Raw genomic sequence first — 25,422 nt, forward strand, 5'->3', positions numbered from 1 at the left:
CACGGGCGGACCCCGCGAGGAGAACACATCAGCGTTGGACAGCGGAAGACGACGAATACCTACGGGCTGCATTTGGCAACACGCGGTCGGCTGAGATAGCCGCTCGCCTAGGACGAACCCGCGTGGCCGTGGCGCAGAGGGCGCTGAAGGTCCTCCGGCTGCCGAGAAAGAGGATCAGGCCTTCATGGGAAAGCTGGGACCCGAATTCAGATGCATTTCTCCACTCGAACTATGGCAGAATCCGCACAAGGGAGATAGCGGCGAGCCTTCACCGGACGGTGAGCTCGGTCCATAGTAGGGCGCACATCCTCCACCTGACGCGTCGAACGGTCAGAGGGCCAAACCAGCCCTGGAGCATGGACGACGAGCTTTACCTTCTCGGGAACTATGGGAAGGTACCTCGAGCAGAGCTGGCGAGGCACCTGCACCGTACACCGGCCGCGATCTACGGAAGGGCATCACAGCCGCGCTGGGGTCCCGCCGCCCCACGAAGCTCCCGGAAAGATTGGATTCCGAGCGAAGACGCAATCTTACGTTCCGGGTATGGAAAGACGCCGATTCAGTCCATCAGCCATGTTCTCGGCAGGACAATCAGCTCAATCTATTCCAGGGCACACAAGCTGGGGCTCACTCGATCCACGACGATGGCGAGGCGACGAGACTGGACGCGCGACGAAGACGATTCCCTGCGTTCCATGTATGGGAAAATCAGGCCGGAGGAAATCGCGAGGAAAATAGGTCGAACCCGGCCATCGGTATACCACCGGGCCGAGCGGTTGGGGCTTGTGTCGATTGTGCGGTCCCCGGAATTTCTCCGCCGCCAGTCCTTGCCGAGGACGGCTCGGCCGTTCCCCGGGCTCTCGAATCCGCTCGACATCGGCTACGTCGCTGGAATTGTCGACGGAGAAGGCTCGATCCTTGGCCCACGGAACGTCGCCGTCCGCGTGAACATGGCGACAAAGGAAGTGATAGATCATCTCTGGAATCTCTGTGGCGGCACAGTCACAGGCCCGTATGAGAAGAGGAGTGGGAGGTCGGAAATCTGCAAGCCTCAGTACCATTGGACTATATCGTCCGCGGAGAACGTATACCAGCTCTTGAAAGTCCTGTTGCCCTACCTAATCGTCAAGAGAGTAAAGGCGGAGGAAGTGATTCGGTTCCTTGAGAAGAAGTGGTTCTCATGAGAGACGTCAAACCAACCGTCATCAAAATTGGCGAGACAAAGGTCGATCCGGCCGCGCTTGCAGAAGTTCTCCACCATCTCGGGGTCTCAAAGGAGTACTCGGACTGGTTCGTTAGTACCCGGGAAGCGGAGGGCCAGGCCCTCATCGAGTTCGCGGGCAGGATTTGCTACGAGAGCTATCAACCTCACCTGAACCCAAACGTCACAAAGATTCGCGAAGATCCGGCCGCCTACTACCGGAACATTCTCAAGAAGGGCGATGGTTCAATCCTGGAGCAGGCCCATGTTGTATTCGCCCTATTAAATATAAGTCGCGTGTGTTCTCATGAACTTGTGCGTCACAGGGTCGGGACGGCGATCAGCCAGGAGTCGCTCCGGTACGTTCGCCCGAGGGAACTCAAATTTTGGATTCCGGAGGAGCTCAATGCGGGACAACGCGAATTCATGGCGAAAACAGTTGACCAGATCGAGGAATCCTACCGCAAGATGGAAAGTGAAGTTCCTTGGGAAGATTTGTCCATGGATGAAAAAAAGCGAATGACATCTGCGTTGAGGAGAATTCTACCGGACGGCATCGCGACAAACATGATCTGGGGCGCCAATCACCGGACCCTGCGGTGGCTCATCGAGATGCGGACCGATCCGTCGGCTGAAGTCGAGATTCGCATGGTGTTCGACCGGATTGCGCAAATTTGCAAACGGGACTACCCCAACATCTACCAGGACATGGTTCGCGAGGAGCTCTCCGACGGGACCGGTTCGTGGAAGCCGACCATCCGGTCGAAAGTGTGAGCTCTCTGAGAGTCTTGGTTCAGAGCCACCGAAACAGGACCTTCCAGAACTCGCCCTTCTCGGCCTTCTTGCCGCCCGCGAGCACCGCCTGGAGCACGTGCTTTTTCTGGGCGTCTACGTTCTCGTATCCGGCGGACATCGCATCGTAGTGCGAGAGCCTCTCGAGGGTCGTCTTCTCGACGAGGATGGCCTGACCCTCTCCGACGACCTCGTCCTTGAACTTCACGACGAGCCGGTTGCCTGCGACGAGGCCGATTCGATCGTGCTCCTGCGGCGACAGGTACGTCTGATAGACGTACTGCTTCCGGAGCTTCTCCTCGGCGCCGGAATACGTAATCACGATCGTCTTCGGGGGCGCGGCGTTCGGCGGGATCATCCAATCCGTCGGCGGCCGAACCGTCGAGCGGAGATGAAGCTTTCTCCGTCACAACGCCGCGAGGACCTCGTCCGCGTGGCCCTCCACCCGCACCTTCGGCCAGACCCGCGCGATCGTGCCCTCCTCGTCGATCAGGAACGTCGTGCGCTCGATCCCGAAATACTCCCGTCCGTACAGGTTCTTCTTCTTCCAGACGCCGTACGCTTCGGTCACCCGGCCGTCGACGTCGCTCAGCAGCGGGAAATTCAGGTGGTACTTGTCCTTGAACTTCACGTGGCTCGTCGTATCGTCGCGGCTCACCCCGAGGACGATCGCCCCCTTCGAGGTGGCGCGCCCCAGGTTGTCGCGGAACGAGCAGGCTTCCTTCGTGCACCCGGGCGTGTCGTCTTTCGGATAGAAGTATAGGACGACCTTCTTGCCGCGGAAGTCCTTCAGCCCGACCGTGCGCCCGTCGTCCGCCGGCAACGTGAAGTCGGGCGCCGGTTTTCCGGCCTCGATCATCGGTCCACCGCCCGTCCGCACGCGTCGGCTCGATTTAACGTCACCGATTCCGGGCGCGGGCCCGCCGGCGCGCGATGCGCGGGTTCCTCCATTCTAGTATCAACTTTGGTATTTCTCGTCGCATCCTTTATGTAAACGGACCCGGTTCGTTTTCGTCAACCTCCCTTAGCCGCAGGTACGAAAGGGACACAATGCCCCGTAGCTCGACGCCTCGGAAGCCGGTGCGCGGCCTCAGGCCGGTCGTCAAGCCGTCCGCCGACAAGCCGAAGCCGGCCAGAGCCCCGCCGCCGTCCGAAACGGCTTCCGCCGTCCAGCAGGGCCTCCTCCAGCTGACGTTCGCGCGGCACGCCCACGGCTACGGCATCCTCGCAGCGGCCGCCTACCTGCTCAACGCGATCCTCTTGCTCACGCTCGCCCCGCAACTCGGCTCGCAGCAGCCGCTTCCGCTGCCGCCCGGCTTCCGGACCGAGTACCTCCTCTGGCTGCTCCCCGCCGTCGCCGGCGCCCTCGCCTCCTGGGACGCGGTCCGGCTGAAGCGGGAGCCGTACCGGAGGCACTACCTCTCCGGGCACTTCGCCACGTCGACCGTCGGCATGGCCCTGTTCTTCTTCGTCGCCATCGCAATCATCCTGCGCGAGAGCCTGCCGGCGTTCGTGCTCCCGTGGGTCTTCCCGCTGGCGGTTGCGGGCCTCCCGACCACGATCATCTCGATCGGGATGACGTGGCAAGGGTGGGGCGTCCGGAAGGTAGGGAGCTTCGTCTCCGCCATCGTGTTCCCGATCCTGATGGTCTTCCTCGTCATCGGCCAGGTCACGCTCACGATGCCGCTCGGCCCCCTCCTCTTCATGATCGCCTTCCTCACCGGAGCCGTCACCACGGAGATTTCCGGCTCCCTGCTGCACATCATCGCGTCCTCGACGTCCGTCTATCAACGGGAGATCTTGAAGGCGGACAACACGAAAGTCGCGATGCTCCAGCAAGACTACCAGAAGAAGCGGGAGGCGGTCGACTACAAGGAGAGGGCCCTCCGAGGCCGCGAAGCCCACCTCGAGGCGTTGCAGCAGGAGCTCGAGGACCAGGCGAAAGACCTGAAGACGAAGATCTCCGACGCGGCGAGCCGTGAGGCGACGATCGAGAAGGCGACGAAGGACCTACGTGATCTGGACCGGAAGGTCGCATCCGCGCGGGCGGAGATCGAGGCGAAGGCCGAGGAAGTGCGCCTCCGCGACGGCGATGTGGCGACGCACAAAGCCGAACTCGAGAAGACGCGGCAGACGCTCAACGCGCGCGAGGCCTCCCTAGCGGAGCGCGAGAAAGAGGTCAAGCGGACGTCGATCGAGATCACCTCCCAGGTCCGCGGCGCCGAAACGAAGGTCAAGTCGATCGAGGAACGCGAGTCCCGCATCCAGGAACTCGAGAGGTCGTTCGACGCCAAGCGCACGGCGATGATGAAGAAGGAGAAGGAGCTCGAGCTAAAAGAGTCCGAATTGCGGCTGAAGGGCGAACACGCCGAGGCGACCACCTCCGCCGGGGAGGCGACCCGAATCCGAGAGCTGAAAGACTGGGAGACCAAGATCCTCGCCAAGGAGAAGGAGGTCGGGAAGAAGGAGGTTGAGGTGCGGACAATGGAGAGCCAGCTCCGCGAACGGTACGAGAACGCGACCCGGATCGAGAAGCAGTTCCAAGGGCAGCGGAAGATGTTCGAAGACCGCGAATCGGAGCTCGTCTCCCGCGAGAAGGCGATCTCGGACAAGGAGGCGGCATTGAGGGAGCGGGCGGCAGAGATCCAGCGGCAGGGAGCCGCTGTCCAGGACGCCCAAGTGCAGCTCGACGACAAGACGAAGAAGTACGCCGAGCTGTTCAAGGACACGAAGATGAAGGAGGCGGCCGCGGGCTCGAACGAGCAAGACATCCGCCGGCAGAAGGAGGCGCTCGACTCCCGGGAACGGAAGCTCGCGGAGATGCAGGGGAACCTCCAATCGGAAATCAAGAGGCTGAACGAGGAGAACCGGACCATTCTGGAGAAGTCTAAGGAGCTCGAAGAGCGGGAGTCGGACTTGCAACTGCAATCCCTCGAGCTTGAGACGAAATCGCGAGAGGCGCGCGCATCGGCATCGACACCGGGTATGCGGGACATGGGCCGCGACGCGCAACTCGAGGAGTGGGAGCGCCGGCTGCGGGAGCGGGAGGAGGAGTTCAAGCGCCGGCTGTACCAGAAGGAGAAGGAGTTCGAGATGCGGGAAGGCGCCCTCAAGGCCCGCATCACGACGCCCGCGGGCGAAGCGGAAGCCGAGGAAGCGGTCGCGGTCGAGAAGAAAGCGGATCGCGTCAAGACCGGCACCCCGCGCCTCGACGACCTCCTCTATGGGGGCATTCCGTTCAACTCGAACGTCTTGTTCGTCGGGCCGGCGTTCGTAGGCAAGGAGGTCGCGCTCCTGAACTTCGTCGCGGAGGGCCTGAAGAAGGGGATCCCGGCGATCATCATCACGACGACGAAGCTCCCGATCGACGTCGCGAAGGACATCGCGCCGATCCTCCCGACGTTCGTGGAATACGACCAGCTGGGCCTCGTCCGGTGGATCGACTGCACCTCCCCGATGCAGGGGGGCAAGCCGGTCCGCGAGAAGAGCGTCTGGCGGGTGAACGGGCCGACGGACTTCGACAACATCCACCAGATCGTGGACCAGCTCGACGATGAGTTCAAGAAGAAGTATCCGTACTTCCGGCTCGCCTTCCTTACGCTGAGCTCGGCGATCACCCAGGCCGACGAGCGAGAAGCGATGAACTTCTTCCAGCGGCTCGTGAACCGGCTGCGGCAGACGAAAGCGGTGTCCGTCATCACGGTGGAGCGCGGCATGCACACGGACCAGACGCTCGAAGCGCTCGAGCACACGGTCGACGGCGCGATCCACTTCAAGTCGGACAAACAGAAGACGATGCTCCAAGTCGTCGGCCTCGGCGAGGTGCAGACGCACGACTGGGTGCCGTACAAGTTCACGAACAAGGCGATCATGATCGGGTCGTTCCAGCTCGAACGCATCCGGTGACGCCATCCATTGGCCCTGCCGGACGAAGCCGGCCATTTCGGAAGGAGGCCAGTCTTGCAGCAGCCCACCCCGGACCCGACTCGGACTCGGGAGAATGGAGCTATCGCGAAAACCGGCTGTGCACGCGCGGGGGCGGCATCAGCAAAGAGTCTGGTTGCTTGGCGTCGTAGGCCAGCCGCAAATATCGAAGAATTGGTGCTCCGCCTAGAAGGGAGTGAAGATATACAACGTGATTGTCGCGTTACCCGTCACGGTCTGGTCGTGGCTCGAGTAACCTGACCAGACGGCGTGGTAGGTGTGCGTGCCATACGGAGGATAATCAACATAGTAGCCGCCTGTGGTGGCCGTCCCTACTTTCACAGCGTCCCGATATATGTCCGCGTCTACGGGTGCCCCGCAGGGAGGGGTATCGCCACGGATGCAATCGTAGGTGAATATGTTGACCGTCATGTCGGGCGTAGGACATGGCGCCAGTGTGTACGACCATTGAGAAATGTCGATATCCCATCCGATGAAGACCCATAGAGTAAGAGTATGGGTCCGATAGTTGCTCGGCACGATCCATGTGCTCGACATGTCCACAGACGCCCAGCTTCCAGTGGTGAACATCACCTGTCGATAGTCGGCACCACTGTCGCTGGAAAAAGCCCCTGTACCGCCGATTCGAGTCGGGCCGGTCGACGAACTCACATCAATAGGGCTCGAATCGTAAAGCTTGGACCACACCTGAGGATCGTTACGCTGGTCAAATGTCGTGGGATCCGTGCCGCTTCCTTCCGCTGCATAGCCGTAGGAAGGGTCCTTAACGAGGGTCACCGACTCGGTTCCGTCATCGTTCAGCTGCCGAGTCGCGATTTCTCTCGCTTCCCCGAAGAGGCTGCCGACACTCTTAAAAGCGCTAACTACCTTCGAACTGCACTGGAGCGGAGACGCCCCGGCTTGCTGTACGAGGACGAGAGGGGTAGCAAACAAAAGGAGGGCGACGAGCCCCACGATTCCTTTCATTTTGTGCAGCCCTCGAGAAACCGCACCAAGGGATGACTGAATTCCACGGCGCCCGCAAATTTGGAGAAGTCATAGCCGTTGTCGGCACATGCGATTACTTCAGGTATCACTTGTGATAACATGGCATACCTGCAAAAGCTAGTCAACAGCGAGTCACGTGGCCAGAGGAGGAAGGAGGAAGGCGGTGCGCTCGGCAATCGAGCGGTTGCGATGTGCGCGACCAACGGGCCGGAGTTACCCTGCGCGGTCGTTGACCCGAGGTCTCGAACGGAAGGTGATGTACCAATCACGGATCGGAACCGTAGAGCTCGCGAACGATGCGATTCATGGGTGGCACGCAATCCGAGAGAAGTATCCTCCCGGCATGGATTCAGTGGAGCGTCAAGGCGAGCGCTTTCCAACCTGCTGAGCCAGCACTACACCCGAAATGACCAGTGCGCCGCCGATTGATGCGCCAGCGGTCAACGACTCTCCAAGGACCACGATTCCACCGAGAACAGCGACGAGGGTGCTCGCGTAGATGTATGCGCCGGCAGACGCCGCGGGGATGCGCTGCAAGGCGCTGAACCAGATCCCGTAGCCAAGGAACGTCGGGAAAATCCCTAGATACACGACGGGAATCCATCCGGGGAGACCCATCCCTTTGAGGTCCGCCAGGACGCTTGGTCCCGTCGCGATTACGAGCGGGACCAGAATGACCGTCCCAATCAGAAGGGTCCACGCGACGAACGTTAAGGGAGGATACCGACGGAGGTAACCCTTGCCGAGGACCGCGTACAGGGCCGAAAAGATTGCGGGCGGGACGACGGTCAGGGCGCCTTCCGAGGCGCGGAACGTGAACTGGCTCTCGGGGCGGACGAAGAAAATCATGACCGCGAGGCCGGCGAACGCGACGGCGATCCCCGCGGATTGCAACGGTCCGATCCGTTCCTTCAGGATCGGGATCGCGAGCAGCGCCATGAACGCCGGGGCGGAGGCGATGATCAAGGCGGCAGTCCCCGCCGTCACGTTGGGGTCCGTCTCCCCTAGGTTCAGGAACAGGTGGTACCCGACGAAGCCGAGGAACGCGAGCACGAGGAGCATCGGGAGGTCCGCGCGCGCGGGCGGCCGCCGGACGTTGCCGCTCCGCACGAGGTATCCGAAGAAAAGGACGTCCGCGACGACGAACCGGAGGAAGGTGAGCGTGACCCACGACATCGAGGCCAGCGCAGCCTTGATGGCGACGAACGCGAGGCCCCAGAACAAGACCAGCAGCACCATCGGTGCGTGGACCGTCCAGGCGCGGGACCCGTTGGCGGCCACGCGCCGACGAAAGGCGCGGCCCATAAGAACGTGCGCCCATCCATCGCCGGCTCGTCACAGCAGGTAGACCGGCGGGAAATCGGATTCGGCGGACTTGAACAAGTTCGGCACGTCTCCCGAGCCGCCCACCAGGCGGCGGCTCAGCTCTTTCTGTCCCCGCTCGAGCAGGTCGGGGTTGTACGAATACTGGATCCGCACGTAGTTCGTCGCACCGACGGATGTCTTGCGGTTCAGGAACTTCCCGAAGTCCTTCCAGCCGGGCGGCTGCCTCGAGAAGACGTTCGCCATCTCGACCGCGAAGCGTCCGCCGATGAAGAACGCCTTCCACTCGTTCACGTTCCGCTCATCGAGGCGGCCCTCCACGAGCTTTGCCACGCCGTCGGCGTACGTCGGGTTGATGTACTGCCGGAACGCCTCGAGGTTCGCGAGCGCCTCCTCGAGGTTCCCGACGTCTTCCGGATTCAGGACGGGTTTCGGCGGGGCGTTGTACCACTTCGCTTGGTACGGAGCGTACTTCGCTGCGCCGGCCTCGATCTCCGATTGCGCGGCGGCCCGGTCGACCAAGAAGTGAACTCGGTTGTGCGACAAGAGGTAGTCGAGGACGAGCGTCGTTTCGACCTTCTCCGCAACATCGTCGACGTTCCGGTCCGCATACTTCCCCAGATCCCGCCAGATAATCCGATGGTATTCGTCCTTCAACGCCCGGAGCGCTCCCTCACGGACGTAGATGCCCCATCGGTCGGCAAAGAGACGGAAACTCACGTAGAATGCGACCGCTTCCGGTCCGATCTTCAACATCGTCGGGAGCGTGTTCGGATCTTTCGCTGCCTCGACACGATAGCTAGATAGGCTCTCGGCCGTGAGCTCGAACGGTCGAGCACCCTGCAGAGGCGGCAGGGACCCGTGGCCGGGAATCCGAACTCCTTTCGGGTCGGAGAACTCTGGGTGGGACGCGGCGAAACCCGAAAGGTCCTCCATCGCAGTCCCCATGGTTGCGGCCGGCTTAAGTCCTTGGCATCAGTAGAGGAGGCACTCGACGATTCGGCCTTCGACGTTCTTCGGGGCGAGCAGGTCTGGGCTCCGGAATCGCACCACCACCTCTTCTTCATCGACGACGATCCCTTCGACCGCCTTCGCGAGCGGCTCCGCCGCCTCGGGGACGATCGACTGGGCGTACGCACTGATCGCCGCCGAGTTCCCGTCTCGCACTCTCCGCCGTGCGGATAACCCGGCGGCCCGCCAGTCTTCTTCCGTCCCCAGCGACGCCTCGTCCGCTTTCGCGCGGACCGGGTCGAGCCGCCTCTGTTCGAGGTAGTCGACGAAGTCCCTGCCCTCCCAACCGCACGTCGGAAGTGCAGCCGGACACCTCGGATGGAACCGGCATCCGGCAGGCGGGAAGATCGCATCCGGCACCTCTCCTCGAGGAAGCGTCCGTTCCCGTACGCGTCCCGGCTCCGGTACCGGAATCGCGCCGAGCAACGCGCGGGTATAGGGGTGCTTCGGGTCCCGGAAGATCAGTTCGGTCGGACCCATCTCGACGATTCGGCCCAGGTACATGATCGCGATCCGGTCGCAGACGAACTTCGCGGTCGCGAGGTCGTGCGTGATGAAGAGATACGCGAGGCCGTGCCGCTGACGCAACTCGAGGAGCAGTTCGAGAATCCGAGCCCGGATCGACATGTCGAGCATCGCGACGGGCTCGTCCGCGACGATGAGGGAGGGGCGGAGGACGATGGCGCGGGCGAGCACCGCCCGCTGCTTCTGTCCGCCACTCAGGTCGGCGGGGTACTTCGAGAACAAGTCATCGGCAGGCGTGAGTCCAACTTCGTCCATGACGCGCAACGTCGCATCTCTTGCCTCCGCTTCGACGGCGGTTTCGTGCACACGCAGCGCGTCCATGATCGCCTGGCCGATCGTCATCCCCGGGTTCAGCGCGCCATGAGGGTCCTGGAACACGATCTGCATCCGCGGCCGGAGCGGTCGCAATTCGTTCTCCCTCAGATGCGTGATGTCCCGGCCCTCGAATACAATCGCGCCGCGGGTCGGATCGACGAGGCGGAGTACGGCCCGGCCCGTCGTCGTCTTGCCGCATCCGCTCTCGCCGACGAGACCGAGGATTTCGCCCCGGCCCAGTTCGAACGAGATGCCGTCGACCGCATGGACCCGGGGGCGCCGGATCTGGTCCTCTCCCGGTTCCGCATCCGACCCCTGAAACCGGTCCGCGATCACCTGTCCGAGCGCGCGGAACGGGTTCACCTTGACGGGGAAGTGGACCGCAAGATCGTTGACCTGGAGGATCGGCGCGTCGGTCACAAGAAGTCGCTCCCGAAGTGACATGCCGCGAGATGGCCCGGGCTATACTCCACCGAGGGAGGCTCCTCGCGGATGCAGATCTCCTTCGCGAACGGGCAGCGCGGATGAAAGCGGCACCCGCTCGGTGGATCGAGGAGGCTCGGCGGCAAGCCGTCGATCGAATGGAGGGCCTTCGTCTGCAGGTGAATCGTGCTCTCGAGAAGGCCCCGGGTGTACGGGTGGATTCCGTGGCGGAACACGTCGTCCACGGAGCCGATTTCCGCGAACTTCCCCGCGTACATGACCGCCGCGCGGTCGCACACTTCTGCGACGATGCCGAGGTTGTGGGTGATCAGAAGGAGAGACATCGAGTACGCTCGCTTCAGATCTCGCAAGATGTCGAGGATTTGCGCCTCCACGATCACGTCGAGCGCGGTCGTGGGTTCGTCCGCCACGAGGAGTTTCGGTTTGAGGACGATCGCCATCGCGATCATGATCCGCTGACGCATTCCGCCGGAGAACTCGTGCGGATAATGGTTCAGTCGGCTCCGAGGGATCCCCATCGACCGCAGCGCTTCGGCGGCGCCTTCCGTCGCCTCGGCCTTCGAGATGTCCCGATGGTGCACGCGGATCGTCTCGATGAAGTGGTCTCGGATCGTCATCAGCGGATCCAACCGCGTCATCGGATCCTGGAAGATCAATGCGAGTTCCTCGCCGCGCAACTTTCGGTATTCCGATGGCCGGACATCGAGGAGTTCTCGCCCGCGGAGCTTCAGCGATCCGGACCGCTCGGTCCGGGGTGGCAGGATGCCCAGGATCGACTTGGCCAGGGTGGACTTCCCGCAACCCGTCTCCCCGACGACCCCGAGCGTTTCCCCGAGGCGGAGGTCGAAGCTCACGTTGTCGATGGCATGGATTGGACCCCGCTTCGTCCGGTAGTGCACCGTCAGGTCGCGGACCTCGAGGATCGGTTCCGTCACGCGCGTTCCTTCTTCAAGAGCGGGTTGATGATGTCGTTCAGCCCTTCGCCGAGGAAGCTGAGGCCGATCGTCAGCATGACGATGGCGAGGCCGGGGAAGAACGAGGACCACCAGATCCCGTTGTCGATCCGCGACGCCCCGGCGGATAGGTCGAGTCCCCAGTCCGGGATGTCGCCACTCAGGCCGAGGCCCAGGTAGGAGAGCCCCGCCGCGGTCAGGATCGCGTCCGCCGCGCTGAGCGAGAAGATTACGGGCACCGCGATGATCACGTTCGTCGCGATGTACCGGAGGATGATGTGGGCACGCTTGGCGCCCAAGGCCCGGGCCGCCTCCACATAGAGTTCCTCTCGTACGGACAACACCTGGGAGCGGGTCACACGGAAGTACAGTGGAATGTAGATCACCGTGATCGCGAGCGCGATGTTGATGACGCCTTTCCCCAGGAGGACCGCGATGAGGCCCGCGAACAAGAGGCCCGGGAACGCATACAGCGAGTCCATCACGAGGACGAGCACCTTGTCGAAATTTCCGCCGCGATATCCTGAATACAGGCCGATGGGAAACCCTAGGATGAACGCGACCGTCACCGCGATGATCATGATGATGAGGGACGTCCGCGCTCCGTAGAGCACCCGTGAAAACACGTCCCGACCAATCGCATCCGTGCCCATCAGGTGCCAGTAGCTCTGCCAGTCCGCGGTCGCTCCGACGTAGTCGACGGTGAGGTTACCGACCCCCGCATCGGAGCGGTGCGTGATCCGGAGCGTCAACGTGTCACGAGTCAGGTCCGCGGCGTGCCAGCTTGTCAATCCGGTGAGATCGATCCTCTCGGGCCGATCGAGGGTGCGGACTTCGACCGGCGGAAACCACGTGACACCCGCGTCGCGGCTGGCTTCGACCGTTAGGTACTGGCCGGGGGCCGTCCCGTTGCCGAGGAGGACGACCAGCACGCCGACCGAGAGGACGGCGTCGCGTTTTACATCGAGGGGGAACGAGAGCAGCTGCATCGCATCCCCCGTGGCGTTCGTCAATGCGCCCTTCCCGTCGATCTTCTGGCCGAGGGAGGGCTGGGTCCAGTTCCCGACCGCGAGCCACGCCGCGTAGGTTTCATTGCGCACGACGGTCACGGTCGTCCACGGAGGAACGTGAATCGCATCGGTCGGAAGGATCGGATCGAAGGGCGCGATGACGTTCGCGCCGAGCGCGACCACGATGAACGCGACGAGCAACCCGAGCCCTACCCAGCTCATCCGCCCCGCTAGGCTCCGGCGTTCCTCGAACAGGGGATGTACGATCCGGCCCACGATCGAGTGACGGGGAATCCATGACTCGAGGCGGCCTCGGGGAGGAGCGCCCATGGGGCTACAACCGGATGCGTGGGTCGATGATGGCCCCGAGGAGATCGATCACGAGGCTGATGACGACGATGATCGCGGCGTAGACGACCACGACGCCCTGGATCATCGTCATGTCCTTCGTGTCGATGGATTCGAGCAGGAGATTTCCCATTCCGTCGATCGAAAACGTTCTCTCCGTGAGGACCGCGCCCGCAAAGAGGATCGCGAATTGCAACCCTAGGACCGTGACCACGGGGACGAGGGCATTTCGGAATGCGTGGTGGGTGACCACCTGACGCTCCGGAACGCCGCGCGCTCGCGCGGCCTCGGTGTAGTCTGCGATCATCGTCCGGAGCATGTTCGCCCGCACGGTCTTCGTGAAGAAGCCGCCGAGGACGAGACCCAGGGTCAGGCAAGGTAGGATGAGATGACGGACCGCCTTCCAGAAATGATCGAGATTCCCTTCGAGCAGGGAGTCGACCGTGTACATTCCGGTCACGGTCCTCGGGTAGTCGGATCCTTGCCACCGTCCGTGCGGTGGAAGCCATCCGAGCCAAATCGAGAACACCATCTGGAAGACGAGGCCGAGCCAGAAGATCGGGATGACCCAGATGACGGTTCCGTACAACCTGACCGCGACGTCCAGCTTCGTGTCGCGTCGAGCGCCGCCGACGACGCCGGTGAGGACCCCGACGACACTCGCCACGATCATCGAGCCGACAGATATCTCGACCGTCGCGGGCAGCCGAAGGGCAATCTCCCCGATCACCGGCTTTCCGAAATAATACGTTCCAATCGAGCGCCCCAGGTCGCCCCGGAAGAAATGGGACATGTAGTCGAGGTACTGCTGCCATGGCGGCTTGTCGAGACCGAGCTCGACGCGAGCGGCCTGAATCACCTCCGGCGGTGGTTCCCGGCCGCCCCAAAGCGCGAGGACCGGATCGCCCGGCAGCACGCGCAAGATGAAGAAGATGGCCGTCAGCAAGATCAGGAGCATCGGTATGGCGAGGGCGGCACGCGCCACCGCGTATGCCAGGAGAGACCGGCCTCTCGCCATCGACCCTCGCGTTCAACGTCGTGGGCGCCTAAGAACTTATCCCGGTCCTCGAAAAAGGAGGAAGGGCCAGGGTTCACGAGTCCCTGGCGACGAGGTGCCGTATCCCGAAGTCCGCGGCGTAGCCGAGCTGCGTCCAGATCGCGTTCGCGCTCGCGCACTTCGCGTCCCCGTAGCTCGTCTGGAACACGGGCTTGTAGTAGGGCGCGCTGAACGAGAACCCGGACGGCACGAGGCTGTAGAGCGGCTCGACATTGTTCGCGAACACGTCCCGGTCGATCACCGCACGGTCGACGCTATACGCGATCGCCTGGCGCACCCGTACATCCGTGATTGCAACCGGGTTGTTGGGTTGCACGTTGAACACGAGGTAGCGGATGAACGGGCTCGTCGCAATGTCGACCGTGATGCCCAGTCCCGACTTCTGTGCCTGGAGGGTCGCGAGATCCTCCGGCGTTAGCGTGCGGTAGACGACATCCGCGAGCTTCGGTGACGCCTGCAGGTCCTGCGTCAAGGCGGTCGACGTGAGGCGCAGGTTGATCGTCACCTTGTCCTCGACCGGGATGACCGGGTACCCGAGCGACTGGTACAGCGTTGGCGTGTTGTACAGCAGGTTCCGGGAGAGCACGAACTGCTGGTCCGGGGTGTAACCCGACAGCACGTACGGGCCCGATCCGATCACGCTGCCAACCGCATCCGGCTGCGCCGCGTTCTGGTCGTAGTTCCAGGGGACGATCGACGACACCGAGAAGGCGATGATGTCGTTGAAGAACGCGACCGGCGCCGACAGGTGGAACTTAATCGTCAGGTCGTCCGGCATCACGGTGATCGCGCCGACCGGCGTGTTGTTCCCGTTGTTCGCGTCGCGGCCGAGCTTGCCACTATCCCACAGGAGGAACGCCGCGCCGCCGGGGTCGTTGAGCCGGATCGTGCGGTCGAGCGCACGCTTCACGACGGTCGCGTTTAGCGCGGTCCCGTCGCTGAACTGGAGGCCGGGCTTGAGGACGTACGTGTAGTTCATTCCGTCCGCGGATACGCCTCCGTTCGCGACGGTCGGGACCTGCGTGGCCAAGGAAGGCACCAAGTTCGACGTGACCGGCTCGTACGTGATCAGCGTGTCGAAGATCTGGTTCACGAGCTCGATTGAGAAGAAGTCATAGGCGAGGGCAGGATCGAGCGACGTGATGTCGTCCGTCGTCGACGCGTTGAACTCCGAGGAACCCGGCTTGTCCACGATGAACCACTTGAACATGATTGGATGGAGGACCACGCCCGTCATCCCGTTCACGTAGGCGGTCTCCTGGTATCCGGAGAACAGCGGAATGTACGGCACGTCCGCGGCGAGCTTGTCCTGGATCTTGTTGAAGGCGTCTAGGCGCACCGCGGGGTCCGTCGACGTCTGTTCCTGGAGGACCCATGCGTCCACGCTCGCGTTGCTGTAGAAGGACCCGAAGCTCGGCGAGCCCGAGCTCGCGAGGAAGGGCGCGACGTAGTCATCCGTGTCACTGTAGTCCGGATACCATCCGAGCAAGAAGAACGGCAGTTTGCCCTGGTTTCGGGACTGCCGGTAGTCAGCCCAGATCTCGGACTTCAGGGTGACCGCGACCTTCCCGCAGGACTCGATGCTGTTCTTCAGCACGGTCGCGAGTTCGTCCTCCGTGTCCCCGTAGTGTCCGGAGCTGTTGAACCAGAGCTCGATCTGATATTTCTTCGGGGGCGCCGTCAGTAAATACGCGGCCGCGCCGATGACGAGGATTACGACAACAATCACGGCGACGAGCGCATAGAGTCCCTTCCGGCTCCTAGGTTTCTTTTCAACGGGCGTCTCTTGCAAAGGCCTCCTCCTCCTCCGTCCTGCACGGGAAACTTCAGCACCAGGACACGCGGGCATCCGAATTCAGCTAGTTAACCGTTTCGAGAACGGGTTCGAGGACCGTCCAAGGCTAGGCGAAATCCTCGAGCCGACGGGGTGGATGCGCCGCGCTTCGAAGGCGTTCGAGGACCTGTTCGACGCGAGCGCGTGAGAAGTCTCGTTCATCGCACAGGAATCGCAGGACCCCTGCCGGATTCGGCGGGCCCGCGTACGGGATCGGGTTCGACGCCACAGGCGGATCCGAAAAGAAATCACGGATTGCCGCCAGATTCTCGGGCAAGCCTTCTTTGACTTCATTGGGGGCGGCCTCCAGCGCCTTCCATTCGCGCATCCGCTTCACGGCGGTCTTCGGGCCAAACCCCCTCACCCCCTCGTTGAAATCCGTGCCTACGAGGATCGCCACGTCGATCAGTTGTTCCCGAGTGATCCCGAGCGCACGCAAGGTCTCCTCGAGATCGATGATCTCGGGGGCGACCGACCGGGAGCGTCCGCGGCTCGGGAGGAACTCTGTTGACCCGACCGCAAGGAACCGTACCTGGCGGGGCGCGCCGAACAGGAGGGAATCGTAGTCCTTCGAACCCGCCGCCCAGACGTCCCCGCGGCGCGCGAAGAACGCCGCCTGAGCCTCCCCCTCGCTCGGCGCTTGGACCCAAGGAACCCCCAGGAGGGTGAGCAGCGTCCGGGCCTCCTCGACCATGGGGCGCGTGAGTCGGGACGTCATGACCGCCTTCGACCAAGCGGTCGCCGAGTCGCCCGAGGCGACAGCGGCCTCGTACTCTTGCCTAGACTTCTCGCGAGCCTCGCGTCGCCTGCGGATTTCCTCCCGCTTCAAGTCCGGCGGCGGTCCGTCGAAGACGAACACAGGGTGGATGTCGTAGTCTACGAGGAGCCGCGTGGTGCGGAACATGAGTCCGTTCAAATGGGACGTGGTCCGCCCGTGCGAATCCTGAAGTGGCTGGCCATCGCGCGTGCGCATGACCGACAGGAACTGATAGAGCTCGAGGTTCCCGTCCACCGCGACGGTTCGTCCGCGGAGCGCCCCGAGCGTCATCGGACGCCGGATGACGATCGGCGTTAGGAGGACGCCCATGGCCTCCCACCCATCGCTCTTCGGCGTTAATCGTTTCTCCGCCGCGGCCCTCACGCGGTCGGAAGCGCGAACGCCCAGACGTCGCGGCCTGCTGCAATCGCCTCCAGTCGCGCGAGCGCTTCCTCCTTCGGGAGGCTGAGGAACAGCTTGCCGACGTGCTTGCAGAAGTCCTTCCCGGCTACGAGTTTTTCCCAATCCGGGCAGTCGTGGACGATCGTCCGGTGGATCGGGTCAATCTCGACGCGGTAGTCGCCGACCCTCGCGAGGACGGCGTCCCCAGCCCTCGTGATCTCCACGTCCCGCGAGTGGATCCGCTTCGCGCGGTCCAGGCGGTTCGGATCCATGAACCGTCCGAGCGCCGCGTCCACGAGGGCGTCCTTCGGCACGTCCGCGCCGAAATCCTCCAGCGTGAGCGATCGAACGCGCGCCGCCGAGGCGGTGGCCTGCTTCCGGAACGCCTCGATCCGCGAGAGCGCGCGGGCGTGCTCCGGCGTCTCCACGCCGAACATCCGCAAGATCTGCAGGCAGTTCTCCGGCGCGTACCCGTGGAAGTGGTTGTTGAAGAATCCGTACGCCGTCTCGGCCTGGCCCGCCACCTGATGGACGCGCGGCACCCACGCCGCGAGTTCGTCCTCCGAATAGCGGTAGTTGTACCACGGGTCCGTCCCGTGGCCGTGCCACCGGATGTAGGCGAGTCGGGCGGTGACATGCAGGTCGGGAGGGAGGAGCGGCTCGTCGACGATGGTGTACGCAACGCCGGTCGACCGGAGCAGGTCGAACGCCTCGAGCGCCATCCACGACTTGTTCCTCGGCTCGAGGGCGAACGTGAAGTCGCGAGGGAGGGCGTCGAGGAACCGGTGGATCGTCGCCTCCTCGAACCGCAGGCGGGGCGGGAGCTGGAGGAGGAGGGGGCCGAGCTTGCCGGCGTCGAGCAGCGGCCGCACGAGGTCGCAGAACGCCAGGACGTCCTTGTCCGCGCCCCTCGCGACGTCGAGGAAGCGGTCGTGCGTGACGGTCTGCGGGACTTTCGCCGCGAACACGAAGTCGTCCGGGGTGAATCGCCTCCAGCCTTGAACCATCCCGGGCGACGGCGAGCGATAGAACGTCGAGTTGATCTCGGCGGTGTCGAAGACGCGCGAATACGCACGGAGCTTCGATTCGCTCGCGGTGCGGTAGAAGGGGCCGATCCACTCTTGGTAGTCCCACCCGCTGCACCCGAACCGGAGCCGGACCATCGCCGCCACCCGAACGCCGCCGCGATACATTATCGTATAGCCAGCGCCCGTCGTGGCGGTGCGAACCCCTCCGCCGGTTCGGCTTAAGTCCCTCGAACGCGTTTCGAGGTCCGTGGCGGAAACGTTCGTCGGCGCGGGCGGTTGGGGGTATTTCGCCGGGAGCCTCGAGTCGTACGCCCGCGCGTTTCGGTTCGTCGAGGTGAACGCGGGCTTCTACCGTCCGATCCCGAAACCCTTTGCCGGCGGCTGGCGCGCCCGCGTCCCGGGCGACTTCACGTTCGCCGTGAAGGCGTTCCGGGGGGTCACCCACACGGACGGCCTGCGGGCCACGGCGCCCGCGCGGACCTCCTTCGCCCACGACCTCCAGATCGCGGGCATCCTCCGCGCCCCGTTCGTCATCCTCGAAACGCCTCCCGGCCTCCCCCTCCGGGCCGAACAGGTCAAGGGGCTGCGGGACCTCGTCGGGCTCGCGACCGACGGCCCCCGGATCGGGCTCGAGGCCCGCGCGCATCGGTCCGGGCCCCTCCCGGCGGCCGTGCAGAGGACGATGGAGGACCTCGGCGTGCTCGATGTCGTGGACGTCTCTCGGATGGCGCCCCGCATCCCCGACGACACGGTCTACACGCGGCTCTTCGGACCCGGTCCGCACAACCTCTACCAGTTCGACGACGACGAGCTGAGGCAGATCGACCGGGCCGGCCAAGACGCCGTCCGGATCGCGTTCACGTTCCACGGAGTGCGGATGTACAAAGATGCGGCTCGCTTCGCGACGTTCAAGCGGACCGGCGTGTTCCCCGCCGCGACGTCCGCTCGGGGTGTCGCGTCGCTCGAGGAGGTCCTGTGGCCGGATGCGACCTTCCCCGCGACCCGCAAGGCGCTCCTCCGAGATCACGGCTGGAAGGTCGTCGACGCGGACGACCACACGCGCGTGCACGCGTCGCATTTGCTCGGGGCGCTCCCCGACCGGACATTCCGGAGCCTCGACGACGTGATCGACGCCCTTCGCGCGCGTGCGAACGGGGCGAAAGGACCGCGGCGAGGGGGATCGACCCCGCAAACGACCCTCCATTGACCCTTGAGAATCTTGTAGTAGCAGATACTACAATAGGGTTATTATTGCCCGCGAAATTAGGCCGGGAGTAAGAGGTGTGCTAGGAATGTCTCTCTGCGGCACGGACTATGCCATCGGCGCGGTGCGGAACATGTACCGCGAATCCCGGCAGGACAAGGCGATGGTCGTCATGCCCTCGAAGCTCCAGAAGGGGCTGCCCCGCCGGACGGGATCCCTGTGTCCGGAATGTCTGAAAGTCATCCCCGCGACCCTGTACATCGGCGACGGGGCCCTCAAGATGAAGAAGACGTGCAAAGAGCACGGCGAATTCGACGAGGTGTGCTGGTCCGACGCGGAGATGTACCTCCGTGCCGAGAACTGGGCCTTCGACGGCGTCGGGCTCGAGAACCCGCAGATCGTCGATGCGAAGGTGTGCCCGTACGAATGCGGCCTGTGCAACCTTCACTACTCCGCGACGTCCCTCTGCAACATCGACCTCACGAACCGCTGCAACCTGAAGTGCCCGATCTGCTTCGCGAACGCGAACGCGGCCGGGTACGTCTTCGAACCGACGTTCGAGCAGATCGTCTACGAGTTCGCCGTCCTGCGGGCGCAGCGCCCGATCCCCGTGGCCGCGATCCAGTTCGCCGGCGGCGAGCCGACGATCTACCCGCAGTTCCCCGAGATCGTCAAGGCGGCGAAGGACATGGGATTCGCCCAGGTCCAGGTCGCCACGAACGGCATCCGGCTCGCGACGGAGGACGGCTTCCTCGACAAGGTCGCGGAGTCGGGCCTGAACACGATCTACCTGCAGTTCGACGGCCTGCGCGAGGAGAACTACATCAAGGCGCGCGGCCGGCCGCTGTTGGACATCAAGCTCAAGGTGATCGAGCGGGTGCGTGAGCGCAAGGCGAAGGGCCTCGTCACGCCGACGATCTGCTTCGTGCCAACGATGGTCAACTCGTTCAACGACGACCAGGCCGGGGAGATCCTGAACTACGCGATCAAGAACCGCGACGTCGTGAAGGGCGTCAACTTCCAGCCGGTCAGCCTGACGGGCCGCATCCCCGAAGAGGACCGCCGGAAGCTGCGGTACACGCTCAGCGACCTGGCGTACGACCTCGAGGAGCAGACGGGCTACCTGACCCGCGACGACTGGTACCCGGTGCCGTTCGTCTCCCCGATCTCGGAGCTGGTCAGCGTCCTGACGGACACCGCCAAGCCGTCGTTCACGTCCCACCCGGCGTGCGGCCTCGCGTCGTACCTGTTCCTCGAGACGGGCAAGGACCCCGTCCCGATCACGCGCTTCGTGGACGTCGAGGGCCTCATGGAGGACCTCTGGCTTCTGGCGCAGGACACGAAGGACAAGAAGATCAAGTTCACGTCGAAGCTCAAGGCGCTTCAGCTCCTGAAGCGGCACTTCAAGCCGGATGAGGCACCCGAGGGCATGGGCCTCTCCAAGATGCTGAAGATCCTGAACCGGATGTTCACGAAGGGCGACAAGGCCGGGGCGGCGGAGTTCTCCTGGTCGACGATGTACGTCGGCGGGATGCACTTCCAGGACAACTACAACTACGACATCGAGCGGGTCAAGCGCTGTGTCATCCACTACGCCACGCCCGACGGCAAGGTCATCCCGTTCTGCGCGTACAACACGGGGCCGAACTTCCGCGAGGAGATCGAGAAGAAGTTCGCGGTGCCGATCGAGGAGTGGCGGTCGCGGCATGCCTGAGCCGGTCGTCTCGATCCGTCCCTCCGTCCGGGACAACGGCATCATGGCGATCGACGACATGCTCTGCATGCACTGCGGCGCCTGCGTCGGCACGTGCCCGACGAACGCGATCTTCCTGAACGAGGTCTACCTGACGTTCAACGAGGACTGCACGCAGTGCGGCATGTGCGTCAAGGTCTGCCCGGTCGGCGCGATCGACTACCCCCGCGGGCACAAGCTACACACGATGAAGTGAAGCCCCGAAGGAACGCCTCTGCAGCTTGAAGCGAAACGGTCAACCACCCCCTTTGCCATGGGGTGCACCCAATGCGGAAGGAGCACGCCGGCCTCATCCTGATTGCGGTGTCCTCTTACGCCTTAATCGCCTTGATTTGGCTCATGAGACTCAGGGTGATCGACTACTCCCCCTATGATTTCCTTTTTGGGATAATGGTGGGGTTCTTGATTGTTGTCATTGCGTCGGTGTTCATTGTCGGCCTCGCAATCGTGATTGGCGAGGCGACGGCTCGACCACACCAGCCTTGGCTTTAGTCCGGTGTTGCGGAAGGTCGAGTCACGGTCATCGTTGAGCTCGGCTGACATGCCGCGCGACCATCGCCAATTGGGCCAAGTTCGATGCCTCCAAGGCTTTCATGCCCGTCCTGCATGGCAAGATAAAGTCCCCTCGGGACTCCGGCGGGTCCTCCACGATCTCCCATTACTCCCCGTTCATACGGCGGGACTATGAGGACCCCGAAAGACGGGAGGATCTTCTCTCTCAATGGGAGGCCGCAAAAGCAGGGTTGGATCGCCACGGGGCGGAGCATCCGCCGGTCGCGATCGTTAACGCAGAGCGAGCCGCTCGACCGTAAGCATGCTTACGGACGGTTGAGTGCGCGGATGTCTCCCCCCGTCGGGGCGACCGATGACCAACGAGGCCACAAGCCGAACACGATGAAGCACGGCGACGCGGCGGTGATCCGCCGCCCCGGTCCCTCGTCAAGCGTCGCATGGCCACTTGAGTGCTCCGCCCTAGCCGGTCTTCACACCGCCCGGGAGGACCGTATCGAGGGCGGAAGGTTCATGATGGATGGGTGCGATCATGGGAATGGGCATACAAATGGGCATCACGCGAATCGACGCACGGGGGCGCATAACCCTCCCTCAAGCGCTCCGAGATGCGCTAGCCCTTCTTCCGGGGGATCCTGTCCTCGTCGAAAAGGCCGAAGACGGCATCGTCGTCCGACGGGCTCGATCAAAGCAAGACGCTTCCCGCCAACTACGGGGGATTATCACGAGCAAGAACGCGGTGAGTGAAATAGATCCCATGGAACTGAAGAGGTTGCTTCACGCTAGCGATTGACTCGAACATCTGGGCATACTACCTCGACTCGACCGTCCCGGAGCATCCGCGGGCCGCGCACGCGGTGGAGAAAGCTCTCACGGGAGAAGTCCTAGTCAACACGGTCATCCAGATTGAGGTCGCGCACTACCTTGTGAAGCGACTTGGATCGGTCGCAGGTGCCAAGGCTGCAGACCTCTTCCTGTCGCTGCCACTGACCGTCGACGCGCTCGATTCGTCCCTCCTTCGTGATTCTCTTCGTGTTCTTGCGCGATTTACCGACGTAGGGGTTGGCGGCAGGGATGCGACCCTCCTGGCCTCAATGGAACGACACGGCGTGACGCGAATCCTGACTCACGACGCGACATTTGGGCGGGTAGATCGGGTCGAGGTCGTCGACCCGATCACTTGAGGGCGCCGTCGCACTGCGGGCCGCTCAGCGGTTTCGTGGGACGCGGCATAGGCGTTGCAGCGTTGCAGCAAATCGTCGGCATGCGTCGGCACGTGCCGGACGAGCGCGATCTTCCTGAACGAGGTCTACCTGACGTTCAACGAGGACTGCACGCCCTAGCCATGCCAGCAGCTGCTCATCTCGACGCCCATACCGCGAGTGCGATTGCGACAATCACCGCCGCTGCGGCGAAATACATGGTGCGGACGACGTCCGCGTTCGCGCTCGACGCCACGCTCGTAATGCCAACGTACACCATCGCAAGCGCAAGGAGAAGGAGAATCGCGCCCGCGCCCGCCATCCGCTCCCTCGGCCCCACAGACTCCCCCGTTAGGCATGAATCCCTGAGGCTATCAACCTACGGTTTCCCGAGGGATACGGACCAACCACTCGAATCGGGTCCCAGCTAGTTTCTTATAGCCCATGTCCATGGATGGACCACGGACGCGATCCCCTCCTACGAGTACGACGTCGTCGTGGTGGGCGCGGGCCCGTCGGGCTCGATGACCGCCCGCTACGCCGCGATGGGCGGCTGCCGCACGCTCCTGATCGAGAAGCGCCAGGAGATCGGCTCGCCGGTGCGGTGCGGCGAAGGCCTCGCCCGCCACTTCGTCGAAGACACGAAGATGCCGTTCGACCGGAAGTGGGTGGGCCGAGAGGTCAAGGGCGCGAAGATCTTCTCGCCCAACGGCACGGAACTCACGATCGAGGAGGCCCACGCGGGCAACGAGGTGGGCATCGTGCTCGAACGGGATGCGTTCGACAAGGCCGTGGCGAAGGAGGCCGCGAAAGCGGGCGCGGAGATTTGGCTCAAGACGACCGCCACCGCGGTCGTCAAGGACGACGGCTGGGTCCGCGGGATCCGTGCAAAACGCCTCGAAGACGAGATGACGATCCACGCCAAGTGCGTCGTCGCGGCGGACGGCTACGAGAGCCAGGTGGGCCGATGGGCGGGCTTCAAGACGCTCCTGAGGGCGGGCGATATCACCGGCACGCTGCAGTATCGGCTGACGAACATCGCCGAGGGGCACGACTTCCCGGACTACTGCGAGTTTTGGCTCGGGAGCTGCGCCCCCGCCGGGTACATCTGGGTCTTCCCGAAAGACGAGTCGACGGCGAATGTAGGCATCGGGGTCTCGTTGGACCGCCTCAAGAACCGCGTCGACATCAAAGGGTACCTGGACCGCTGGATCGCACAGGATCCGCGGATGGCGCGGGCACAACCCCTCGACATGGTCACCGGCGGGGTATCGACCGCCCCGCCGATCAAGAAGTCCGTCGGCAACGGGATGGCTCTCGTCGGCGACGCCGCCCGGATGATCGACCCGATCACCGGCGGGGGCATCGGGAACGGCATGCTCGCGGGGATGCTCCTCGGGCGCGTGCTCGCGAAGTGCAACGAGACGGGCGACTTCGGCGAGGCGGCGCTCATGGAATACGAGACCGGCTGGCGAGCGAGGCTCGAGGAGAACCTGTACCGGAACTGGCTCGCGAAGAACAAGCTCGTCACCCTGTCGGACCGCGAGTTCGACGACATCATCCAGGTCCTCGCCAAGGTCGGTGTCACGAAGTTGAGCGTCCGCGCGATTCTGAAAGTCCTTAAGGAGACCCGACCCGAGCTCGTCGCGAAGTTCGCGGAGTTCATCTAGGCCCGACGGACGCGCCGCCGAGGGGTGGCACCTTTCATCTCTGATAACGTCGTCACCGGGATTAAATAACGCGTTCGGCGGTCGTTAACGTCCGTGAAGATCGCCGGATGGCGGCAAGCGAGAGCCCTCCTATGGGTCGCGATGACGGGCATCGTGCTCACGTTGATCTTCGCGTTCGCGGGGTACGTTCAGGTCCCGGGGTTGCCCCAAGGTTCCCGTGAGTTCCTCGCTTCGCTCGAGCCGTGGATCTTCGTCATCCCGCTCCTCATCGCGACGAAGGCGCTCCTCGAGGTCTTGCGGCCCGTGTTCCGTGCGGCCCTCAAGAGCCATGTCCGATACGAGGCGGACATCTTCGCCCACTTCCAGCTCGTGTCGTACGTGGTCTGGGGGACCGTGATCGCCCTTTCCTTCCTTGTGCTGATTGGCGGCGGCGCCCAGCAGTTCGGCTTCCTCGGCACCGCGTTCGTGTCCGCGGCGTTGATCTACGTCATGCAGGAGCCGTTGCTGAACCTGATGGGCTGGATCATCCTCGTCTCGATGGGCCTGTACAAGCTCGGTGACCGGATCGAGATGAACAACAGCCGAGGCTACGTCGTCCACATCTCGCCCATGAACACGACCCTCCGCGAGTTCGGCGGGTCCCTCTATGGGGACACATTTACCGGTCGCTACGTGACCATTCCGAACAGCCAGGTCGTGAAGGGGAATGTCTTCAACTATACGAAAGACACGCCGTTCGTCTGGGACCAGCTCATGGTCAACGTGACGTACGAGAGCGACGTCAAGCTCGCGGAGAAGCTCATCTTCGAAGCCGCGGAGGACGTCGTCGGGCCCATGATGCGGGAGAACCGCGTCCACCTCCGCGCGAAGTACGAGTTCGCGGACCTCGCCGACTACATGGCGGAGGAACCGAAAATCGGCTGGAGCCTCGGCGCGTCGTCCGTGGACATGACGCTCGTGTACTTCTGCCCCGTCTTCGCGAAGGGCTCGTACCGCACGCGGCTCGTCAAGCGGGTCTACGAGAAGTTCATGGCCGAGCCCCGCGTGCAGTTCGCATACCCGCACGTCCAGTTCGTGCCTGCGGCCGCGGATCAGGAGAAAGGGGCCGCACCGGCGAAGGAAAAGATGGCGGTCGCCCGATAGGCCGTTCG

24 protein-coding genes are annotated in these 25,422 nt (G+C 63.5%); 11 read left to right on the forward strand and 13 right to left on the reverse strand.

Features of this window, described 5'->3' with window-relative positions; genetic code table 11:
* The first annotated feature begins 122 nt into the window (after positions 1-122).
* Together VF992_08550 and thyX are read left to right on the forward strand one after the other, a co-directional pair.
* The gene (locus VF992_08550) at positions 123-1,184 is read left to right on the forward strand and encodes an SANT/Myb-like DNA-binding domain-containing protein (GenBank protein ID HEX9341199.1); all 1,062 of its coding nucleotides are present in this window, start codon (positions 123-125) and stop codon (positions 1,182-1,184) included.
* The gene (thyX, locus tag VF992_08555; protein ID HEX9341200.1) at positions 1,181-1,975 is read left to right on the forward strand and encodes an FAD-dependent thymidylate synthase; all 795 of its coding nucleotides are present in this window, start codon (positions 1,181-1,183) and stop codon (positions 1,973-1,975) included. Before VF992_08550 ends, thyX begins: the two co-directional genes overlap by 4 nt.
* A gap of 19 nt (positions 1,976-1,994) precedes the next feature.
* On the opposite strand, the gene VF992_08560 is transcribed toward thyX, so the two are convergent.
* Both VF992_08560 and bcp read right to left on the reverse strand, forming a co-directional pair.
* Positions 1,995-2,351, reverse strand: coding sequence for a hypothetical protein (locus VF992_08560; protein HEX9341201.1), 357 nt, complete (start codon positions 2,349-2,351; stop codon positions 1,995-1,997).
* 48 nt (positions 2,352-2,399) lie between these two features.
* Positions 2,400-2,852: a thioredoxin-dependent thiol peroxidase gene (gene bcp, locus VF992_08565; protein ID HEX9341202.1), complete on the reverse strand. Its 453-nt coding sequence runs from the start codon at positions 2,850-2,852 to the stop codon at positions 2,400-2,402.
* A 191-nt stretch (positions 2,853-3,043) separates the two neighbouring features.
* On the opposite strand from bcp, the gene VF992_08570 reads away from it, so the two are divergent.
* Positions 3,044-5,899 carry an ATPase domain-containing protein gene (locus tag VF992_08570; GenBank protein HEX9341203.1) on the forward strand — a complete coding sequence of 952 codons (2,856 nt, stop codon included), beginning with the start codon at positions 3,044-3,046 and terminating at the stop codon, positions 5,897-5,899.
* A gap of 204 nt (positions 5,900-6,103) precedes the next feature.
* On the opposite strand, the gene VF992_08575 is transcribed toward VF992_08570, so the two are convergent.
* The 10 genes from VF992_08575 to VF992_08620 all read right to left on the reverse strand — a co-directional run bounded on the left by VF992_08575 (position 6,104) and on the right by VF992_08620 (position 18,067).
* The gene (locus tag VF992_08575) at positions 6,104-6,904 is read right to left on the reverse strand and encodes a hypothetical protein (protein HEX9341204.1); all 801 of its coding nucleotides are present in this window, start codon (positions 6,902-6,904) and stop codon (positions 6,104-6,106) included.
* A 381-nt stretch (positions 6,905-7,285) separates the two neighbouring features.
* A complete protein-coding gene (locus tag VF992_08580; GenBank protein HEX9341205.1) occupies positions 7,286-8,206 on the reverse strand; it encodes an EamA family transporter in 921 nt (306 codons plus the stop codon).
* 54 nt (positions 8,207-8,260) lie between these two features.
* Positions 8,261-9,184 (reverse strand): hypothetical protein, encoded by a 924-nt coding sequence (locus VF992_08585; GenBank protein ID HEX9341206.1) that lies wholly within the window; start codon positions 9,182-9,184, stop codon positions 8,261-8,263.
* 39 nt (positions 9,185-9,223) lie between these two features.
* Positions 9,224-10,519, reverse strand: a complete 1,296-nt coding sequence (locus VF992_08590) for an ABC transporter ATP-binding protein (GenBank protein ID HEX9341207.1) — start codon at positions 10,517-10,519, stop codon at positions 9,224-9,226.
* Complete coding sequence (locus VF992_08595) at positions 10,516-11,478, reverse strand: ABC transporter ATP-binding protein (GenBank protein ID HEX9341208.1); 963 nt, start codon at positions 11,476-11,478, stop codon at positions 10,516-10,518. Before VF992_08595 ends, VF992_08590 begins: the two co-directional genes overlap by 4 nt.
* Positions 11,475-12,782, reverse strand: a complete 1,308-nt coding sequence (locus tag VF992_08600; protein ID HEX9341209.1) for an ABC transporter permease — start codon at positions 12,780-12,782, stop codon at positions 11,475-11,477. Before VF992_08600 ends, VF992_08595 begins: the two co-directional genes overlap by 4 nt.
* Positions 12,783-12,840: 58 nt before the next feature.
* Complete coding sequence (locus VF992_08605) at positions 12,841-13,872, reverse strand: ABC transporter permease (GenBank protein ID HEX9341210.1); 1,032 nt, start codon at positions 13,870-13,872, stop codon at positions 12,841-12,843.
* Between the two features lie 73 nt (positions 13,873-13,945).
* Positions 13,946-15,703 carry an ABC transporter substrate-binding protein gene (locus VF992_08610; protein ID HEX9341211.1) on the reverse strand — a complete coding sequence of 586 codons (1,758 nt, stop codon included), beginning with the start codon at positions 15,701-15,703 and terminating at the stop codon, positions 13,946-13,948.
* A 109-nt stretch (positions 15,704-15,812) separates the two neighbouring features.
* Entirely contained in the window at positions 15,813-16,832 is a 1,020-nt protein-coding gene (fen, locus tag VF992_08615; GenBank protein ID HEX9341212.1) for a flap endonuclease-1, read from the reverse strand.
* Positions 16,833-16,882: 50 nt separating this feature from the next.
* Complete coding sequence (locus VF992_08620) at positions 16,883-18,067, reverse strand: DUF72 domain-containing protein (GenBank protein HEX9341213.1); 1,185 nt, start codon at positions 18,065-18,067, stop codon at positions 16,883-16,885.
* Positions 18,068-18,179: 112 nt separating this feature from the next.
* Between VF992_08620 and VF992_08625 the strand changes: the two genes are divergently transcribed.
* The 6 genes from VF992_08625 (at position 18,180) to VF992_08650 (ending at position 22,583) form a co-directional block, all read left to right on the forward strand.
* Positions 18,180-19,139 (forward strand): DUF72 domain-containing protein, encoded by a 960-nt coding sequence (locus VF992_08625; GenBank protein ID HEX9341214.1) that lies wholly within the window; start codon positions 18,180-18,182, stop codon positions 19,137-19,139.
* 85 nt (positions 19,140-19,224) lie between these two features.
* Positions 19,225-20,850, forward strand: coding sequence for a radical SAM protein (locus tag VF992_08630; protein ID HEX9341215.1), 1,626 nt, complete (start codon positions 19,225-19,227; stop codon positions 20,848-20,850).
* Positions 20,843-21,085, forward strand: a complete 243-nt coding sequence (locus VF992_08635) for a 4Fe-4S binding protein (protein HEX9341216.1) — start codon at positions 20,843-20,845, stop codon at positions 21,083-21,085. The genes VF992_08630 and VF992_08635 overlap by 8 nt, the downstream gene beginning before the upstream one ends.
* 71 nt (positions 21,086-21,156) lie before the next feature.
* Positions 21,157-21,381, forward strand: coding sequence for a hypothetical protein (locus VF992_08640; protein HEX9341217.1), 225 nt, complete (start codon positions 21,157-21,159; stop codon positions 21,379-21,381).
* A 538-nt stretch (positions 21,382-21,919) separates the two neighbouring features.
* Complete coding sequence (locus VF992_08645; GenBank protein ID HEX9341218.1) at positions 21,920-22,192, forward strand: AbrB/MazE/SpoVT family DNA-binding domain-containing protein; 273 nt, start codon at positions 21,920-21,922, stop codon at positions 22,190-22,192.
* Positions 22,193-22,199: 7 nt separating this feature from the next.
* On the forward strand, positions 22,200-22,583 hold the full coding sequence (locus tag VF992_08650; GenBank protein ID HEX9341219.1) for a type II toxin-antitoxin system VapC family toxin: 384 nt from the start codon (positions 22,200-22,202) through the stop codon (positions 22,581-22,583).
* Between the two features lie 175 nt (positions 22,584-22,758).
* On the opposite strand, the gene VF992_08655 is transcribed toward VF992_08650, so the two are convergent.
* Positions 22,759-22,923: a hypothetical protein gene (locus VF992_08655; GenBank protein ID HEX9341220.1), complete on the reverse strand. Its 165-nt coding sequence runs from the start codon at positions 22,921-22,923 to the stop codon at positions 22,759-22,761.
* A gap of 148 nt (positions 22,924-23,071) precedes the next feature.
* On the opposite strand from VF992_08655, the gene VF992_08660 reads away from it, so the two are divergent.
* Complete coding sequence (locus tag VF992_08660; protein ID HEX9341221.1) at positions 23,072-24,271, forward strand: NAD(P)/FAD-dependent oxidoreductase; 1,200 nt, start codon at positions 23,072-23,074, stop codon at positions 24,269-24,271.
* 93 nt (positions 24,272-24,364) lie between these two features.
* Positions 24,365-25,414, forward strand: a complete 1,050-nt coding sequence (locus VF992_08665; GenBank protein HEX9341222.1) for a mechanosensitive ion channel domain-containing protein — start codon at positions 24,365-24,367, stop codon at positions 25,412-25,414.
* Positions 25,415-25,422 lie beyond the last annotated feature (8 nt).

The sequence above is a fragment of the Thermoplasmata archaeon genome, assembly GCA_036395115.1.
Classification (GTDB): Archaea; Thermoplasmatota; Thermoplasmata; order RBG-16-68-12; family RBG-16-68-12; genus RBG-16-68-12.